This window comes from Shewanella sp. DAU305, from assembly GCF_026802235.1.
GTDB lineage: Bacteria > Pseudomonadota > Gammaproteobacteria > Enterobacterales > Shewanellaceae > Shewanella > Shewanella baltica.
In genome coordinates this window covers 749,767-765,015 of the sequence record NZ_CP113808.1, presented here as the reverse complement: position 1 = coordinate 765,015, position 15,249 = coordinate 749,767, and the positions used below count along the sequence as shown (strand labels likewise).

The window sequence follows — 15,249 nt, the reverse complement described above, 5'->3', positions numbered from 1 at the left end:
CCAACTATCCTAACGAAACGGCGTTATACACGACGCTTTTTAGGAGGACGACAACCATTATGAGGGATCGGCGTCACATCGGTAATGTTGGTAATTTTATAACCAACAGCGTTCAGCGCACGAATGGCTGACTCACGACCTGGACCTGGACCCTTCACAAACACTTCAAGGTTTTTTAAACCGTAGTCTTGAGCAGCAGCACCTGCACGCTCAGCAGCCACCTGTGCAGCAAATGGAGTAGATTTACGTGAACCACGGAAACCTGAACCACCTGAAGTAGCCCATGACAACGCATTACCTTGACGATCTGTAATGGTGACAATAGTGTTGTTGAAAGAAGCATGGATATGAGCCATGCCATCTGCAACCTGTTTACGTACGCGCTTACGCGGAGAACGTGACGGAACTTTAGCCATTGCTTTACCTTCCCGTTACTTTCTAATAGGTTTACGTGGACCTTTACGCGTACGCGCATTGGTCTTAGTACGTTGCCCACGGAGAGGCAGGCTACGGCGATGGCGGAGACCACGATAACAACCAAGATCCATAAGACGCTTGATGTTCATTGAAATCTCACGACGTAAGTCACCTTCTACAATGTATTTGGCGACTTCTTCGCGTAGTATATCTATTTGAGCTTCGCTCAATTCCTTGATCTTAGCAGTTTCAGCGATTGCTGTAGCCGCGCAGATTGCTCTAGCGCGAGTACGGCCGATGCCGAAAATAGCAGTCAATGCGATGACTGTATGCTTTTGATCAGGAATGTTAATGCCAGCGATACGGGCCACTATGCACTCCTTAAAGTTAAAGGCCAACTGCGAAAAGCCCGAAAGGATACTCGACAGTCAACAGATTTGCAAACTAAATTTTGTTCAGCCCAATTCATGGGCTGAACAAATTACTTTTTAGCCTTGACGCTGTTTGTGTTTTGGTTCAACACAGATAACGCGTACAACGCCACTACGCTTGACGATCTTGCAGTTACGGCAGATCTTCTTCACGGAAGCTCGAACTTTCATTTCATCACTCCGTAAAGCTACTTAGCGACCAAAGCGATCTAAATTCGCTTTGTTTACTAGGTTAGCTTTCTTCATCACAGACTCATACTGATGAGACATCATATGCGTCTGAACCTGAGCCATGAAGTCCATGATCACGACTACCATAATTAGTAGTGAAGTACCGCCAAAATAGAACTGTACTTTCCACGCGATTAACATGAACTCCGGAATTAAGCAGATAAAGGTTATGTATAACGCGCCTGCCAATGTCAAACGGGTCATAACTTTATCAATGTAACGCGAAGTCTGTTCTCCAGGACGGATCCCAGGGATGAATGCGCCACTCTTCTTCAAGTTATCTGCTGTTTCGCGTGGGTTAAATACCAACGCAGTATAGAAGAAACAGAAAAAGATAATCGCTGTTGCATATAATAATGAGTAAAGCGGTTGTCCAGGTGACACGGCCAGTGAAAAATCACTTAACCATGACATGGATTCATTTTGACCGAACCACTGAGCCAGTGTTCCAGGGAACAAAATGATGCTTGACGCAAAAATTGGCGGAATAACACCTGCCATGTTTATTTTAAGCGGTAAGTGAGTACTTTGCGCAGCGAACACCTTACGGCCCTGCTGACGCTTAGCATAGTTAACGACGATACGACGCTGACCACGTTCCACAAACACTACAAAATAAGTCACTGCAAACACAATTACCGCGAGCAACAACAATACTAACACATTCAAGTCACCTTGACGCGCCTGCTCAGCCGTTTGGCCGATAGCGGAAGGTAATCCAGCAACAATACCTGCGAAAATCAAAATCGAGATACCGTTACCTATACCACGTTCGGTAATCTGCTCACCTAGCCACATAAGGAACATCGTTCCCGTCACTAAGCTCACAACCGCAACAAAGTAGAACCCAAATCCAATGTTGACCACAAGGCCTGGCACTAAGTTTGGTAACCCGGTTGCAATACCGACCGACTGGAATGTACCCAGCACTAAGGTACCCCATCTGGTATATTGACTGATTTTCTTACGACCTGATTCGCCTTCTTTTTTCAATTCAGCGAGTGCAGGATGTACGACAGTCAACAGTTGCATGATAATCGATGCCGAAATATACGGCATGATACCTAATGCAAAGATAGAGGCACGCGAAAGGGCGCCACCCGAGAACATGTTAAACATGCCCAGGATGGTCCCTTTTTGCTGAGCAAACAGCTCTGCTAATACAGCTGCGTCAATACCAGGAATTGGCACAAACGAACCGGCTCTAAAGACGATAATCGCACCAATCACGAACAGGAGGCGAGCTTTCAATTCTGAAAGTCCACCTTTCGCGCTTTTTAAATCAAGTCCTGGTTTTGCCATCGACGTATTATTCCTCGATCTTACCGCCGGCAGCTTCAATAGCTGCACGTGCACCTTTGGTTACCTTCAGACCTTTAACAGTCACAGGGCGCTCAATGGTACCTGAAAGAACAATTTTCGCAAACTGGATGTTGCGAGTTATAACGTTCGCATCTTTCAGAGCGTTTAAGTCGATAACATCACCGTTAACTTTTGCCAGTTCGAGTACACGAACTTCAGCTGTTACCATAGCGCGACGCGAGGTAAAACCAAATTTAGGTAAACGGATTTTAAGTGGCATTTGACCACCTTCAAATCCTGGGCGTACACCGCCACCAGAACGAGACTTTTGGCCTTTATGACCACGACCCGCTGTTTTACCTAGACCTGAGCCCATACCACGGCCTACACGCTTTGGTGCATGCTTAGAGCCTGCAGCTGGAGATAGAGTATTTAAACGCATCTATTAATCCTCCACCTTAACCATGTAGTAGACCTTGTTGATCATACCGCGAACTGAAGGAGTATCTTCTAATTCAACAGTGTGACCAATGCGACGCAAACCAAGACCCGTTAGGGTTGCACGGTGCTTCGGTAAACGACCGATACCGCTTTTAGTTTGAGTAACTTTTACAGTTTTAGTTGCCATGGTGCATTACCCCCGAATTTCGTCAACATTCAGGCCACGCTTAGCTGCGATTTGCGAAGGTGACTTCATGTGCACCAAAGCATCGACAGTCGCGCGAACGATGTTGATCGGGTTAGTAGAACCGTATGCTTTTGACAGAACGTTATGAACGCCTGCTACTTCCAATACGGCACGCATTGCGCCACCGGCAATAATACCAGTACCTTGTGATGCAGGTTGCATGTACACAAGAGAACCAGTATGACGACCTTTAACTGGGTGATGCAGAGTACCTGCATTCAACTCAACGGTCACAATGTTACGACGAGCTTTTTCCATAGCTTTTTGAATAGCTGCTGGAACTTCACGTGCTTTGCCATAGCCATAGCCAATCTTACCGTTACCGTCACCCACTACTGTCAGTGCTGTGAAGCTAAAGATACGACCGCCCTTAACTACTTTAGAAACACGATTAACTGCAATCAATTTCTCTTGCAGATCGTCTTTTTGCTGAGCTTCTAATTTAGCCATTTTATAACCCCTTAGAACTTCAGGCCAGCTTCACGAGCTGCATCTGCTAAAGCAGCTACACGACCGTGATACTTGAAACCAGAACGATCGAACGCAACTGAAGTTACGCCTTTTTCGATCGCGCGCTCAGCAACAAATTTACCTACTGCTTTCGCTGCGTCTACGTTACCGGTACTCTTCAGTAGCTCTTTAACCGCTTTTTCTACGGTTGAAGCAGCTGCCAACACCTGAGCTTCAGGATTGATCACCTGAGCATAAATGTGACGCGGTGTACGATGTACAACCAGACGGTTCACGCCCAGCTCTTGGATCTTCTTACGAGCGCGAGTAGCGCGACGTAAGCGAGATGTTTTCTTATCCATATCGCGTTACCTACTTCTTCTTAGCCTCTTTACGGCGTACTACTTCGTCGTCATAGCGAACACCCTTGCCTTTATATGGCTCTGGTGGACGGTATCCGCGAATCTCAGCAGCGACTTGGCCAATTAACTGTTTATCAACGCCACGTAGGACGATGTCAGTTTGGCTAGGGCACTCTGCAGTAACGCCTGCGGGCAGTTTGTGTACTAACGGATGAGAGAAACCTAAAGTAAGGTCAATGTCAGAACCGACGAGTTTCGCACGGTAACCAACGCCAACTAACTTTAATTTACGCTCAAAACCTTGAGATACACCAACAACCATGTTGTTTACTAATGCACGAGTTGTACCAGCCTGTGCCCAAGCGTTAGAAACGCCTTCAACAGGGAGGAACTTAACTACGCCAGCTTCAATAACAACATTGACCGCATTGTTGATCACTCGAGTCAGACTACCTTTTCCGCCTTTGACGGTAAGGGTCTGTTCGTTCAAGGTCACCTCTACGCCAGCTGGAATAGATACTGGTGCTTTTGCTACACGAGACATTCCTAGCTCCTTAAGCTACGTAGCAGATAACCTCGCCACCCATGCCTGCAAGGCGGGCGGCACGATCAGTCATCAAGCCTTTAGAAGTGGACACAATTGCGACACCCAGACCGCCCATCACCTTTGGAAGTTCGTTTTTACCTTTGTAAATACGAAGACCAGGGCGACTTACACGCTGGATAGTCTCAACGACTGGTTGGCCTTGGAAATACTTTAAAGTAACTTCCAGTTCAGGCTTGGCTTCATCTGCTACGGCGTAATCAGCGATATAACCTTCATCTTTAAGTAGTTTCGCAATTGCGACTTTCAACTTAGCTGAAGGCATCTTCACCGATACGTGGTTAGCAGCTTGGCCGTTACGAATACGGGTTAACATATCCGCAATAGGATCTTGCATGCTCATATTAGCTTACTCCGTGACAAGTGCTTACCAGCTGGCCTTACGCAGGCCAGGAACTTCACCACGCATGGTTGCTTCACGTAATTTGATACGGCTTAAGCCGAATTTACGTAAGAAGCCATGAGGGCGACCAGTTTGATTACAACGATTGCGTTGACGCGCAGCGCTGGAATCACGTGGTAGAGCTTGCAGCTTAAGTACTGCATCCCAACGATCTTCGTCAGAAGAAGCTGGACTTGCAATGATAGTCTTAAGAGCCGCACGCTTTTCAGCGTACTTGGCCACGAGCTGTGCACGTTTAGCTTCACGTGCTTTCATTGATGTTTTTGCCATTACGCTACCCTTATTTCTTGAATGGGAAGTTAAAAGCGTCTAACAAAGCACGACCTTCTTCATCATTCTTCGCAGTAGTAGTGATAACAATATCCATACCACGAATCTTATCGATTTTATCGTAATCGATTTCTGGGAAGATGATCTGCTCACGCACGCCCATTGCGTAGTTACCACGGCCGTCAAACGCTTTAGCGCTTAAGCCACGGAAGTCACGAATACGTGGGATTGCGATATCGACTAAACGCTCTAAGAATTCCCACATACGCTCACCGCGTAGGGTAACTTTACAGCCAATAGGGTAGCCTTCACGGATTTTAAAACCAGCAACTGACTTACGAGCTACAGTCACTACTGGTTTTTGACCAGCGATTGCAGTCATATCACGGACAGCATGGTCCATGATTTTCTTGTCTGCAACAGCTTCGCCAACACCCATGTTTAGGGTGATTTTCTCAATCCGAGGGACTTGCATGACACTGGTATAACCGAACTTTTTAGCAAGTTCAGCGACAACAGTCTCTTGGTATTTATCATGCAGTTTCGCCATCGTTTACTCCAATTACTTAACGAGTTCACTGTTCGATTTGAAGAAACGAACTTTTTTGCCGTCTTCAAAGCGGAAACCAACGCGATCAGCTTTGCCAGTGGCAGAGTTGAAAATCGCTACATTTGATGCTTGTATCGGTGCTTCTTTCTCAACAATACCGCCAGCTACGCCCAATTGTGGGTTTGGCTTTTGGTGTTTTTTGACAAGATTGATGCCTTCAACAATCAATTTACCAGTAGGAAGGACTTGAGAAACTTTTGCACGTTTACCCTTGTCTTTACCTGCTAATACAATCACTTCGTCTTCACGACGTATTTTAGCTGCCATTTTGAAGCTCCTTACAGTACTTCTGGTGCCAGCGAGACAATTTTCATAAATTGCTCATTACGCAATTCACGTGTCACTGGTCCAAAGATACGAGTACCAATCGGCTGCAGGTTGTTGTTCAAAAGAACAGCTGCATTCCGATCGAAGCGAATGACAGAACCGTCTGGACGACGTACGCCTTTCTTAGTACGGACTACCACCGCGTTATACACATCGCCTTTCTTCGCTTTAGCGCGAGGAATCGCTTCTTTAACAGAAACTTTGATGATGTCGCCGATACCGGCATAACGACGATGAGAGCCACCCAAGACCTTAATACACTGAACTCTGCGTGCGCCGCTGTTACAAGCAACGTCAAGAGTCGATTGCATTTGGATCATTTTAAGTGCTCCGCTATCGTTACTACACAATTCCCACTATGGGACAATAAAAACACTCATTTTTGCTATTAATTTAGTCAAAAATGGCGCGCAAATATAACACCATAAAAGTGGAATGTATAGTATTAAAAAACAAACGGCCCCACATTCTGGAGCCGTTTACCTAAATACCTAATTAACTTAGGCCTTTGATACTACTTCAACCAGGGTCCAAGACTTAGTCTTAGACAAAGGACGACATTCGCGAATCGCTACTAAATCGCCTTCATTGCACTGATTAGTTTCGTCATGTGCATGGATCTTCGTCGTACGCTTAATGTATTTCCCATAAATTGGGTGTTTCACTTGGCGTTCGATAGCAACAGTAATGGACTTGTCCATTTTGTTGCTAGTTACACGACCCTGCAAAGTACGGATTTTATCAGACATTATGCACCCGCCTTAGAAGTAATAATGGTCTTAACGCGCGCAATGTTACGGCGCACCAATTTCAGTTGATTAGTCTGAGTCAACTGACCAGTGGCGTGTTGCATACGCAGGTTAAACTGCTCACGCAGCAGACCAAGTAGTTCAGCGTTCAGTTCTTCAACGCTTTTTTCTCTCAGTTCGCTCGCTTTCATTACATCACCGTCTTAGTTACGAAGGTAGTCTTAATTGGAAGCTTGGCAGCAGCCAAAGCAAACGCTTCACGAGCGATCACTTCAGAAACACCATTCATCTCATAAAGAACCTTACCAGGTTGAATCTGACATACCCAGTATTCAACGTTACCTTTACCTTTACCCATACGCACTTCAAGAGGCTTAGAGGTAATCGGCTTGTCCGGGAAAACTCGAATCCAAATTTGTCCCTGACGCTTAATGTGACGTGTCATGGCACGACGTGCAGATTCGATCTGACGGGCAGTTAAACGGCCACGGCCGACTGCTTTCAGACCAAAAGTACCAAAGCTAACTTCGGTACCGTTCGCTAGACCGCGGTTGCGGCCTTTGAACATCTTGCGAAACTTCATACGTTTAGGTTGCAGCATTGCCGGCTCTCCTATTTACCACGAGGCTTGCGCTTAGGTTGCTGCTGCTTCGGTTCTTCAATCTGTGGCAGCATTCCATCTAGAACTTCACCTTTGAAGATCCAAACTTTAACGCCAATCACACCGTATTGGGTGTGACTTTCAGATGTAGAATAGTCGATATCAGCACGCAAAGTATGTAAAGGTACACGACCCTCACGATACCACTCGTCACGCGCAATCTCAGCTCCGCCTAAACGGCCACTAACTTGTACTTTGATACCTTGAGCACCAATACGCATTGCGTTTTGAACTGCGCGCTTCATAGCACGACGGAACATTACGCGACGCTCTAATTGCTGTGCAATTGAGTCAGCAACTAATTTGGCATCTAGCTCAGGTTTACGGATCTCAGCGATGTTAATTTGAGCAGGAGTGCCAGCAAGTTTTGACACTGCAGCACGCAATACTTCAACGTCTTCACCTTTCTTACCGATCACAACACCTGGACGGGCAGTGTGAATGGTAACGCGGATGCTTTTCGCTGGACGCTCGATAACAATCTTAGATACTGAAGCAGCTTGTAATTTCTCTACAAGAAACTTACGCACTTCCCAGTCGCTGTTCAGGTTACTTGCGTAATCTGATTTATCTGCGTACCAGGTAGAGATCCAAGGCTTGGTGATACCCAGACGGATACCATTAGGATGTACTTTCTGTCCCATTGCTCTCTCCTAGCGATCTGATACAACCACAGTAATGTGGCTGGTACGCTTCATGATACGATCAGCGCGGCCTTTAGCACGTGGCATGATACGCTTCATAGTCGGGCCTTCATCTACGAAGACGGCTCCTACTTTAAGCTCATCAATATCCGCGCCTTCGTTGTGTTCGGCGTTTGCGATAGCTGAGTCAAGTACTTTTTTAACCAGTACGGCGGCTTTCTTGGGGCTGAAAGTCAAAATTTCGAGTGCCTTAGCAACAGGCAAACCACGAATTTGATCAGCAACCAGACGGGCCTTCTGCGCAGACGTACGGGCAAAACGATGTTTAGCTAAAACTTCCATCTTATTCCTCCCGTATTAACGCTTCTTCGCTTTCTTATCAGCGGCATGGCCACGATAAGTGCGAGTTGGTGAAAATTCACCAAGTTTGTGGCCGATCATTTCGTCAGTTACGAACACAGGAACGTGCTGACGACCATTATGGACAGCGATGGTCAAACCAATCATATTTGGAATGATCATAGAGCGACGTGACCAAGTCTTAATAGGCTTTTTGTCACCGGCTTCCATCGCTTTCTCTACCTTCTTCAGCAAGTGCAGGTCAATGAAGGGACCTTTCTTGAGAGAACGTGGCATGGCGAATCCTCTTACTATTTATTACGACGACGTACGATGTACTTGTCAGTGCGCTTGTTACTACGAGTCTTATAACCCTTAGTTGGCACACCCCATGGAGTCACTGGGTGACGACCACCAGAAGTACGGCCTTCACCACCACCGTGTGGATGGTCTACTGGGTTCATTGCAACACCACGCACTGTAGGGCGTATGCCTCTCCAGCGTTTAGCACCTGCTTTACCTAACTGGCGTAGCATGTGTTCGGCATTACCAACTTCACCAAATGTCGCGCGGCAATCAACTGGCACTTTACGCATTTCGCCAGAGCGAAGACGTAGAGTGGCATATGCGCCATCACGAGCAACAACTTGTACATAAGCACCTGCAGAACGAGCGATCTGAGCACCTTTACCAGGCTTCATTTCAACTGCGTGAACTACAGAACCTACTGGGATGTTGCGCAGTGGCATAGCGTTACCGGTTTTGATCTCGGCAGCAACACCAGACTGGATCTTATCGCCAGCTTGCATGCCTTTGGCAGCAAGAATATAACGACGTTCACCATCCGCATACAGTACTAACGCGATGTTAGCTGTACGGTTTGGATCGTATTCCAGACGCTCAATCTTTGCAGGGATACCATCTTTATCGCGTTTGAAGTCGATTAGACGATAATGCTGCTTATGACCACCACCTACGTGACGGACAGTGATACGGCCAGTATTGTTACGGCCACCACTTTTAGATTTTTTCGCCAACAGGCCAGCAAAGGGTTTACCCTTATGCAGGTCAGTGTTCACCACTTTAACAACGTGGCGACGACCTGGAGAGGTTGGCTTACACTTAATAACTGCCATGATAATTCTCCTTTGCTTACTCAGCGCCGCCGACGAAATCGATGTCAGCACCAGCAGCTAGAGTTACATAGGCTTTTTTCCAATCGCTACGACGACCAGTACGGCCACCAGTGCGTTTAGTTTTGCCTTTGCTTACTAAAGTGCGAACTGAATCAACTTCAACTTCAAATAGCTTAGCAACAGCAGCTTTAATTTCAGCCTTAGTTGCATCGATAGCTACGCGGAAAACAACAGTGTTGTGCTTCTCAGCGTTCACAGTGCTCTTTTCAGAGATGTGTGGAGCGAGAATAACTTTTAGCAAACGTTCTTCGCGGATCATCATGCTAGCATCTCCTCGATTTGCTTCACTGCGTCAGCAGTCACAAGCACAGTGTTGAACGCGATCAGACTAACTGGGTCAAGACCCGCTACGTCACGAACGTCAACTTTGTACAGGTTACGAGCTGCTAAGAATAAGTTCTCATCAACTTCTGCAGTCACAATCAGAACGTCTTCAAGGTTCATTGCTTTCAATTTAGCTTTCAGCTCTTTAGTTTTAGGAGCTTCAACACCGAAAGATTCAACAACAACCAGACGCTCTTGACGTACCAATTCAGACAGAATGCTTTTCAGCGCGCCGCGGTACATCTTTTTGTTAACTTTTTGGCTATGATCTTGGGTTTTAGCAGCGAATGTTACGCCACCGCCACGCCAGATTGGGCCTTTAACAGAACCAGCACGAGCACGGCCAGTTCCTTTTTGGCGCCAAGGCTTTTTGCCTGAGCCAGTTACTTCCGCACGAGTCTTTTGAGCACGAGTGCCCTGACGCGCGTTTGCAGCGTATGCTACAACTACCTGATGAACCAGTGCCTCGTTAAAGTCACGGCCGAAGGTAGTTTCGGAAACTTCAAGAGCGCTTTGCGCGTCTTTCAATACCAATTCCATTACTATCTCCTCAGACCTTAAGCTTTAACGGCAGGCTTGATAATCAAGTCGCCATTGGTAGCGCCAGGAACAGCGCCACGGACTAGTAGCAGGTTACGCTCAACATCTACACGAACTACAACTAGATTTTGAGTAGTAACACGCTCGGCACCCATATGGCCTGACATTTTTTTGCCTTTGAATACGCGACCAGGCGTTTGGTTCTGACCGATAGAACCATTCGAGCGGTGCGACAAAGAGTTACCGTGAGTCATATCTTGAGTACGGAAGTTCCAACGCTTAACGCCGCCTTGGAAGCCTTTACCTTTAGATTGACCAGTAACATCTACTTTCGCTACGTCTGCGAAAATATCAACATTTAGCTCAGCACCAACTTCAATGCCCTCGCCTTCACCGTCTACCAAACGCATTTCCCACAAACCACGACCGGCTTCAACGCCGCTCTTGGCAAAGTGACCTGCTTCTGGTTTAGTGATGCGATTGGCTTTTTTGGTGCCAGTTGTAACTTGAAGTGCACGGTAGCCGTCAGTTTCTAAAGTTTTCACTTGAGTAACACGGTTGCCTGCAACTTCAATTACAGTAACTGGTATTGAAACACCATCTTCAGTGAAGATGCGAGTCATACCAACTTTACGACCAATAAGACCGATAGCCATCTCTCAAACCTCTTCTTACTAGGATCTCAATTAACCCAAGCTAATCTGTACGTCGACACCAGCCGCAAGATCTAAACGCATTAACGCGTCTACAGTCTTTTCAGTTGGCTCTACGATGTCAACCAGGCGCTTGTGTGTACGTAATTCGTACTGGTCACGAGCATCTTTATTAACGTGCGGAGAGATCAAAATGGTATAACGCTCTTTACGCGTAGGTAGTGGAATTGGACCACGTACTTGAGCGCCTGTACGCTTAGCAGTTTCAACGATTTCCGCTGTAGATTGATCAATTAAGCGATGATCAAATCCCTTTAAGCGGATACGGATTCTTTGGTTCTGCATTGACCAGAGCTCCTAAAATGGACATATAAAAAATCACCCTCTAGCTTCTTCTATATAGAAAAGCAGAGCGAGATGATTTAACCGTTCGACTCCCAATCGGAGCCGCTATGATAATGATTAACTTAAGCGACTAATCATTTAATTCGTCAACCTAGGTCGACGAGGGGGCCATTATACCTATCTAAATCCGGATATCAAGCCCACTGTGTAAATAGTCATCAAATAACTATTTAACTTCAGAGTGGCGAGCATTTTACACAAATTTGTGGATAAAACCAGCCCCTAAAACAAAAAAGGAAGCCGAGGCTTCCTTTTCAAACTAATCTCTATCGCTATTAAGCAATGATTTTAGCTACTACACCAGCACCTACTGTACGACCACCTTCACGGATTGCGAAGCGTAAACCTTCGTCCATCGCGATTGGGCAAATCAGAGTAACTACCATTTTGATGTTGTCGCCAGGCATTACCATCTCTACGCCTTCTGGCAGTTCGATAGTACCGGTTACGTCAGTTGTACGGAAGTAGAACTGTGGACGGTAGCCTTTGAAGAATGGAGTGTGACGTCCGCCTTCTTCTTTTGACAGAACATAAACTTCTGATTCAAAAGTGGTGTGTGGGTTGATTGAACCTGGTTTAGCCAATACTTGACCACGTTCTACGTCATCACGCTTAGTACCACGTAATAACACACCACAGTTCTCGCCAGCACGACCTTCGTCAAGCAGCTTACGGAACATTTCTACGCCAGTACACGTTGTTTTAGTCGTAGTGCGAACACCAACGATTTCAACTTCGTCACCCACTTTAACAATACCACGCTCAACACGGCCAGTTACTACAGTACCACGGCCAGAGATTGAGAATACGTCTTCGATTGGCAGTAGGAACGGCTTATCGATGTCACGTTGTGGTTCTGGAATGTAAGAATCCAGTGCATTAGCCAGTTCAATAATCTTAGCTTCCCACTCTGGTTGGCCTTCTAGTGCCTTCAGAGCTGAACCTTGGATTACTGGTAAGTCATCACCTGGGAAATCGTATTCTGACAGAAGTTCACGAACTTCCATTTCTACCAATTCCAGTAATTCTTCGTCATCTACCATGTCACATTTGTTCATGAACACGATGATGTACGGTACGCCAACCTGACGAGAAAGCAGGATGTGCTCACGAGTCTGTGGCATTGGACCGTCTGTTGAAGCTACTACTAAAATAGCGCCGTCCATCTGTGCAGCACCAGTGATCATGTTTTTAACATAGTCAGCATGGCCTGGGCAGTCTACGTGTGCGTAGTGACGTGAAGGCGTGTCATATTCGATGTGAGAGGTATTGATTGTAATACCGCGCTCACGCTCTTCTGGAGCGTTATCGATTTGAGAGAAGTCTTTAGCTTCGCCACCGTAGGTCTTAGCCAGTACGTGAGAGATAGCTGCAGTCAGTGTGGTTTTACCATGGTCAACGTGACCAATGGTGCCCACGTTTACGTGAGGCTTAATACGTTCAAATTTAGCTTTTGCCACGATATATTCCTTTCTTTTCAGAATAGTCCAGTCAGTGCTGGACCATAATAACATTTATGTCGTAACTGGATATTAGCTACGAGATTCAATAATCGCTTTTGCAATGTTTTGCGGTGCATCAGAGTACTTCAAAAACTCCATAGAGTATGAAGCGCGACCCTGTGTAGCAGAGCGCAAATCAGTTGCATAACCAAACATTTCAGAAAGAGGCACTACAGCATGGACTATTTTGATGCCACCAAAGCCATCATCCATCCCTTCAATCAAGCCACGACGACGGTTTAAATCACCAACGACGTCACCCATATAATTTTCAGGGGTAGTTACTTCTACTTTCATGCAAGGTTCGAGCAACGCCGGATTCGCTTCAAGCGCACCCTTTTTGAAGCCCATAGAACCTGCAATTTTGAACGCCATCTCATTCGAGTCCACATCATGATATGAACCGTCGAACAGAGTGACCTTCACGTCCAACACAGGGAAGCCAGCGAGAACGCCATTCTTCATCTGTTCTTGGATACCTTTATCAACCGCAGGAATGAATTCACGAGGAATCACACCTCCCACAACTGCATTGACAAATTCGTAACCAGCGCCTTCTTCATTAGGCTCTAGTTTTAACCAAACGTGACCGAATTGTCCACGACCACCTGATTGGCGTACAAATTTACCTTCAGCTTCTACTGATGCTCGGATAGTTTCGCGGTAGGCCACTTGTGGCTTACCTACGTTACATTCAACACCGAATTCGCGACGCATACGGTCAACGATGATGTCTAAGTGTAACTCACCCATACCCGAAATCAGAGTTTGTGATGATTCTTCGTCAGTTTCAACTCGGAATGATGGATCTTCCGCTGCAAGCTTTTGCAACGCGATACCCATTTTGTCCTGGTCGGCTTTTGACTTAGGCTCAACGGCAATGGTAATTACTGGCTCTGGGAACTCCATACGTTCCAAGATCACTCTATGATCGTTATCACAAAGCGTATCACCCGTAGTCACTTCTTTTAGACCAATCGCCGCTGCGATATCACCAGCACGGACTTCTTTCAGTTCAGTACGATCGTTTGCATGCATTTGCACCATACGACCTACGCGTTCACGCTTCTGTTTCACAGAGTTGTAAACGCCCGAACCTGATTCGAGCACGCCTGAGTACACGCGAATAAAGGTCAAAGTTCCTACGAATGGATCTGTAGCAATCTTAAATGCCAATGCAGCAAAAGGCGCATTGTCATCTGATGGGCGCTCTACTTCTTGGTCGTTCTCATCGATGCCCTTAATTGGAGGCACATCAATTGGCGCTGGCAAGAATTCAATAACCGCATCAAGTACCGCTTGAACGCCTTTGTTCTTAAATGCAGAACCACAAGTCGCTAAAACGATTTCATTATTTATAGTACGCTGACGTAGCGCTTTTTTAATCTCGTCTTCTGATAGCGTGCCTTCTTCAAGGTACTTATCCATCAGTTCATCCGAGGATTCGGCGGCTACTTCAACTAGATACTCATGCATTTCAGCCGCTTTAGCCGCTAACTCTGCAGGGATCTCCTCATAAGTGAAAGTCATACCCTGGTCTGATTCATTCCAGTTAATTGCTTTCATCTTGATTAAGTCGATCACGCCTTTGAAGTTTTCTTCTGCGCCAATATTCAATTGAATAGGCACACAAGTGGCTCCAAGACGAGTTCTAATTTGCTTCACTACACGTTCAAAGTCTGCACCTGCACGGTCCATCTTGTTGATAAATACTAAGCGTGGAACGCGGTATTTATCAGCTTGACGCCACACTGTTTCTGACTGAGGTTCAACACCAGATGAACCACAGAAAACGACAACAGCGCCGTCGAGGACGCGCAGAGACCGTTCAACTTCAATAGTAAAGTCAACGTGACCAGGGGTATCGATGATATTGATGCGGTGTTCAGTGAATTGAGCATCCATACCACGCCAGAATGTGGTTACCGCAGCCGAGGTGATAGTGATACCACGCTCTTGCTCTTGAACCATCCAGTCTGTGGTAGCGGCGCCGTCATGCACCTCACCGATTTTATGAGACAAACCGGTATAGAACAGAACACGTTCTGTTGTGGTGGTTTTACCTGCGTCAACATGAGCACAAATACCGATATTACGATAACGCTCAATTGGGGTTGTACGAGCCACGATTATACCCTCTC

General features: G+C 46.3%; 27 protein-coding genes. All 27 read right to left on the bottom strand.

Annotated elements, in window-relative coordinates; genetic code table 11:
- Positions 1–23 precede the first annotated feature (23 nt).
- Complete coding sequence (gene rpsK / locus OX890_RS03330) at positions 24–416, bottom strand: 30S ribosomal protein S11 (RefSeq protein ID WP_006083577.1); 393 nt, start codon at positions 414–416, stop codon at positions 24–26.
- 15 nt (positions 417–431) lie between these two features.
- The gene (rpsM, locus tag OX890_RS03325; protein WP_006083578.1) at positions 432–788 is read right to left on the bottom strand and encodes a 30S ribosomal protein S13; all 357 of its coding nucleotides are present in this window, start codon (positions 786–788) and stop codon (positions 432–434) included.
- Between the two features lie 117 nt (positions 789–905).
- Positions 906–1,019, bottom strand: coding sequence for a 50S ribosomal protein L36 (gene rpmJ, locus OX890_RS03320; protein ID WP_006083579.1), 114 nt, complete (start codon positions 1,017–1,019; stop codon positions 906–908).
- 21 nt (positions 1,020–1,040) lie between these two features.
- Positions 1,041–2,381 carry a preprotein translocase subunit SecY gene (gene secY, locus OX890_RS03315; protein ID WP_006083580.1) on the bottom strand — a complete coding sequence of 447 codons (1,341 nt, stop codon included), beginning with the start codon at positions 2,379–2,381 and terminating at the stop codon, positions 1,041–1,043.
- A 7-nt stretch (positions 2,382–2,388) separates the two neighbouring features.
- Positions 2,389–2,823: a 50S ribosomal protein L15 gene (rplO, locus tag OX890_RS03310; protein ID WP_006083581.1), complete on the bottom strand. Its 435-nt coding sequence runs from the start codon at positions 2,821–2,823 to the stop codon at positions 2,389–2,391.
- Positions 2,824–2,826: 3 nt separating this feature from the next.
- A complete protein-coding gene (gene rpmD, locus OX890_RS03305; RefSeq protein ID WP_006083582.1) occupies positions 2,827–3,009 on the bottom strand; it encodes a 50S ribosomal protein L30 in 183 nt (60 codons plus the stop codon).
- A 6-nt stretch (positions 3,010–3,015) separates the two neighbouring features.
- Positions 3,016–3,519 carry a 30S ribosomal protein S5 gene (gene rpsE / locus OX890_RS03300; RefSeq protein WP_006083583.1) on the bottom strand — a complete coding sequence of 168 codons (504 nt, stop codon included), beginning with the start codon at positions 3,517–3,519 and terminating at the stop codon, positions 3,016–3,018.
- A gap of 11 nt (positions 3,520–3,530) precedes the next feature.
- On the bottom strand, positions 3,531–3,881 hold the full coding sequence (gene rplR / locus OX890_RS03295; RefSeq protein WP_006083584.1) for a 50S ribosomal protein L18: 351 nt from the start codon (positions 3,879–3,881) through the stop codon (positions 3,531–3,533).
- 10 nt (positions 3,882–3,891) lie between these two features.
- Positions 3,892–4,425, bottom strand: coding sequence for a 50S ribosomal protein L6 (gene rplF, locus OX890_RS03290; RefSeq protein ID WP_006083585.1), 534 nt, complete (start codon positions 4,423–4,425; stop codon positions 3,892–3,894).
- Between the two features lie 10 nt (positions 4,426–4,435).
- Entirely contained in the window at positions 4,436–4,828 is a 393-nt protein-coding gene (rpsH, locus tag OX890_RS03285; protein ID WP_006083586.1) for a 30S ribosomal protein S8, read from the bottom strand.
- Positions 4,829–4,852: 24 nt separating this feature from the next.
- Positions 4,853–5,158, bottom strand: a complete 306-nt coding sequence (rpsN, locus tag OX890_RS03280; protein WP_006083587.1) for a 30S ribosomal protein S14 — start codon at positions 5,156–5,158, stop codon at positions 4,853–4,855.
- Between the two features lie 10 nt (positions 5,159–5,168).
- Entirely contained in the window at positions 5,169–5,708 is a 540-nt protein-coding gene (gene rplE, locus OX890_RS03275) for a 50S ribosomal protein L5 (protein WP_006083588.1), read from the bottom strand.
- 12 nt (positions 5,709–5,720) lie between these two features.
- Positions 5,721–6,035: a 50S ribosomal protein L24 gene (gene rplX / locus OX890_RS03270; protein ID WP_006083589.1), complete on the bottom strand. Its 315-nt coding sequence runs from the start codon at positions 6,033–6,035 to the stop codon at positions 5,721–5,723.
- Between the two features lie 11 nt (positions 6,036–6,046).
- Entirely contained in the window at positions 6,047–6,415 is a 369-nt protein-coding gene (gene rplN / locus OX890_RS03265) for a 50S ribosomal protein L14 (RefSeq protein WP_006083590.1), read from the bottom strand.
- Between the two features lie 180 nt (positions 6,416–6,595).
- Positions 6,596–6,844 carry a 30S ribosomal protein S17 gene (gene rpsQ, locus OX890_RS03260; RefSeq protein ID WP_006083591.1) on the bottom strand — a complete coding sequence of 83 codons (249 nt, stop codon included), beginning with the start codon at positions 6,842–6,844 and terminating at the stop codon, positions 6,596–6,598.
- The gene (gene rpmC, locus OX890_RS03255) at positions 6,844–7,035 is read right to left on the bottom strand and encodes a 50S ribosomal protein L29 (protein ID WP_006083592.1); all 192 of its coding nucleotides are present in this window, start codon (positions 7,033–7,035) and stop codon (positions 6,844–6,846) included. Before rpmC ends, rpsQ begins: the two co-directional genes overlap by 1 nt.
- Positions 7,035–7,445 carry a 50S ribosomal protein L16 gene (rplP, locus tag OX890_RS03250; protein WP_006083593.1) on the bottom strand — a complete coding sequence of 137 codons (411 nt, stop codon included), beginning with the start codon at positions 7,443–7,445 and terminating at the stop codon, positions 7,035–7,037. Before rplP ends, rpmC begins: the two co-directional genes overlap by 1 nt.
- Before the next feature lie 11 nt (positions 7,446–7,456).
- Positions 7,457–8,149: a 30S ribosomal protein S3 gene (rpsC, locus tag OX890_RS03245; RefSeq protein ID WP_006083594.1), complete on the bottom strand. Its 693-nt coding sequence runs from the start codon at positions 8,147–8,149 to the stop codon at positions 7,457–7,459.
- A 9-nt stretch (positions 8,150–8,158) separates the two neighbouring features.
- Complete coding sequence (gene rplV / locus OX890_RS03240; RefSeq protein WP_006083595.1) at positions 8,159–8,491, bottom strand: 50S ribosomal protein L22; 333 nt, start codon at positions 8,489–8,491, stop codon at positions 8,159–8,161.
- A 15-nt stretch (positions 8,492–8,506) separates the two neighbouring features.
- Positions 8,507–8,785 carry a 30S ribosomal protein S19 gene (gene rpsS, locus OX890_RS03235; protein WP_006083596.1) on the bottom strand — a complete coding sequence of 93 codons (279 nt, stop codon included), beginning with the start codon at positions 8,783–8,785 and terminating at the stop codon, positions 8,507–8,509.
- A 14-nt stretch (positions 8,786–8,799) separates the two neighbouring features.
- Positions 8,800–9,624 (bottom strand): 50S ribosomal protein L2, encoded by an 825-nt coding sequence (gene rplB / locus OX890_RS03230; protein ID WP_006083597.1) that lies wholly within the window; start codon positions 9,622–9,624, stop codon positions 8,800–8,802.
- Positions 9,625–9,640: 16 nt separating this feature from the next.
- Positions 9,641–9,943: a 50S ribosomal protein L23 gene (gene rplW, locus OX890_RS03225; RefSeq protein ID WP_025008843.1), complete on the bottom strand. Its 303-nt coding sequence runs from the start codon at positions 9,941–9,943 to the stop codon at positions 9,641–9,643.
- Positions 9,943–10,548 (bottom strand): 50S ribosomal protein L4, encoded by a 606-nt coding sequence (gene rplD / locus OX890_RS03220; protein ID WP_006083599.1) that lies wholly within the window; start codon positions 10,546–10,548, stop codon positions 9,943–9,945. Before rplD ends, rplW begins: the two co-directional genes overlap by 1 nt.
- 17 nt (positions 10,549–10,565) lie before the next feature.
- Positions 10,566–11,204, bottom strand: a complete 639-nt coding sequence (gene rplC, locus OX890_RS03215) for a 50S ribosomal protein L3 (protein WP_006083600.1) — start codon at positions 11,202–11,204, stop codon at positions 10,566–10,568.
- A gap of 30 nt (positions 11,205–11,234) precedes the next feature.
- Positions 11,235–11,546, bottom strand: coding sequence for a 30S ribosomal protein S10 (gene rpsJ, locus OX890_RS03210; RefSeq protein ID WP_006083601.1), 312 nt, complete (start codon positions 11,544–11,546; stop codon positions 11,235–11,237).
- Positions 11,547–11,881: 335 nt separating this feature from the next.
- Positions 11,882–13,066 carry an elongation factor Tu gene (tuf, locus tag OX890_RS03205; RefSeq protein ID WP_006083602.1) on the bottom strand — a complete coding sequence of 395 codons (1,185 nt, stop codon included), beginning with the start codon at positions 13,064–13,066 and terminating at the stop codon, positions 11,882–11,884.
- A 72-nt stretch (positions 13,067–13,138) separates the two neighbouring features.
- Positions 13,139–15,235 (bottom strand): elongation factor G, encoded by a 2,097-nt coding sequence (gene fusA, locus OX890_RS03200; RefSeq protein WP_006083603.1) that lies wholly within the window; start codon positions 15,233–15,235, stop codon positions 13,139–13,141.
- Between the last annotated feature and the right edge of the window lie 14 nt (positions 15,236–15,249).

What these genes read in the sequence shown, in the direction of transcription:
- rpsQ (WP_006083591.1), bottom strand. Translation starts at nt 6,844, where the DNA reads ATGTCTGATAAAATCCGTACTTTGCAGGGTCGTGTAACTAGCAACAAA.
- rpsN (WP_006083587.1), bottom strand. Translation starts at nt 5,158, where the DNA reads ATGGCAAAAACATCAATGAAAGCACGTGAAGCTAAACGTGCACAGCTC.
- rplN (WP_006083590.1), bottom strand. Translation starts at nt 6,415, where the DNA reads ATGATCCAAATGCAATCGACTCTTGACGTTGCTTGTAACAGCGGCGCA.
- rplB (WP_006083597.1), bottom strand. Translation starts at nt 9,624, where the DNA reads ATGGCAGTTATTAAGTGTAAGCCAACCTCTCCAGGTCGTCGCCACGTT.
- secY (WP_006083580.1), bottom strand. Translation starts at nt 2,381, where the DNA reads ATGGCAAAACCAGGACTTGATTTAAAAAGCGCGAAAGGTGGACTTTCA.
- rpsH (WP_006083586.1), bottom strand. Translation starts at nt 4,828, where the DNA reads ATGAGCATGCAAGATCCTATTGCGGATATGTTAACCCGTATTCGTAAC.
- rplC (WP_006083600.1), bottom strand. Translation starts at nt 11,204, where the DNA reads ATGGCTATCGGTCTTATTGGTCGTAAAGTTGGTATGACTCGCATCTTC.
- rplV (WP_006083595.1), bottom strand. Translation starts at nt 8,491, where the DNA reads ATGGAAGTTTTAGCTAAACATCGTTTTGCCCGTACGTCTGCGCAGAAG.
- rpsK (WP_006083577.1), bottom strand. Translation starts at nt 416, where the DNA reads ATGGCTAAAGTTCCGTCACGTTCTCCGCGTAAGCGCGTACGTAAACAG.
- rplW (WP_025008843.1), bottom strand. Translation starts at nt 9,943, where the DNA reads ATGATCCGCGAAGAACGTTTGCTAAAAGTTATTCTCGCTCCACACATC.
- rpmD (WP_006083582.1), bottom strand. Translation starts at nt 3,009, where the DNA reads ATGGCAACTAAAACTGTAAAAGTTACTCAAACTAAAAGCGGTATCGGT.
- rpsC (WP_006083594.1), bottom strand. Translation starts at nt 8,149, where the DNA reads ATGGGACAGAAAGTACATCCTAATGGTATCCGTCTGGGTATCACCAAG.
- rpsE (WP_006083583.1), bottom strand. Translation starts at nt 3,519, where the DNA reads ATGGCTAAATTAGAAGCTCAGCAAAAAGACGATCTGCAAGAGAAATTG.
- rplE (WP_006083588.1), bottom strand. Translation starts at nt 5,708, where the DNA reads ATGGCGAAACTGCATGATAAATACCAAGAGACTGTTGTCGCTGAACTT.
- rplP (WP_006083593.1), bottom strand. Translation starts at nt 7,445, where the DNA reads ATGCTGCAACCTAAACGTATGAAGTTTCGCAAGATGTTCAAAGGCCGC.
- rpsS (WP_006083596.1), bottom strand. Translation starts at nt 8,785, where the DNA reads ATGCCACGTTCTCTCAAGAAAGGTCCCTTCATTGACCTGCACTTGCTG.
- rpmJ (WP_006083579.1), bottom strand. Translation starts at nt 1,019, where the DNA reads ATGAAAGTTCGAGCTTCCGTGAAGAAGATCTGCCGTAACTGCAAGATC.
- rpmC (WP_006083592.1), bottom strand. Translation starts at nt 7,035, where the DNA reads ATGAAAGCGAGCGAACTGAGAGAAAAAAGCGTTGAAGAACTGAACGCT.
- rplD (WP_006083599.1), bottom strand. Translation starts at nt 10,548, where the DNA reads ATGGAATTGGTATTGAAAGACGCGCAAAGCGCTCTTGAAGTTTCCGAA.
- rplX (WP_006083589.1), bottom strand. Translation starts at nt 6,035, where the DNA reads ATGGCAGCTAAAATACGTCGTGAAGACGAAGTGATTGTATTAGCAGGT.
- rplF (WP_006083585.1), bottom strand. Translation starts at nt 4,425, where the DNA reads ATGTCTCGTGTAGCAAAAGCACCAGTATCTATTCCAGCTGGCGTAGAG.
- rpsJ (WP_006083601.1), bottom strand. Translation starts at nt 11,546, where the DNA reads ATGCAGAACCAAAGAATCCGTATCCGCTTAAAGGGATTTGATCATCGC.
- rplR (WP_006083584.1), bottom strand. Translation starts at nt 3,881, where the DNA reads ATGGATAAGAAAACATCTCGCTTACGTCGCGCTACTCGCGCTCGTAAG.
- rplO (WP_006083581.1), bottom strand. Translation starts at nt 2,823, where the DNA reads ATGCGTTTAAATACTCTATCTCCAGCTGCAGGCTCTAAGCATGCACCA.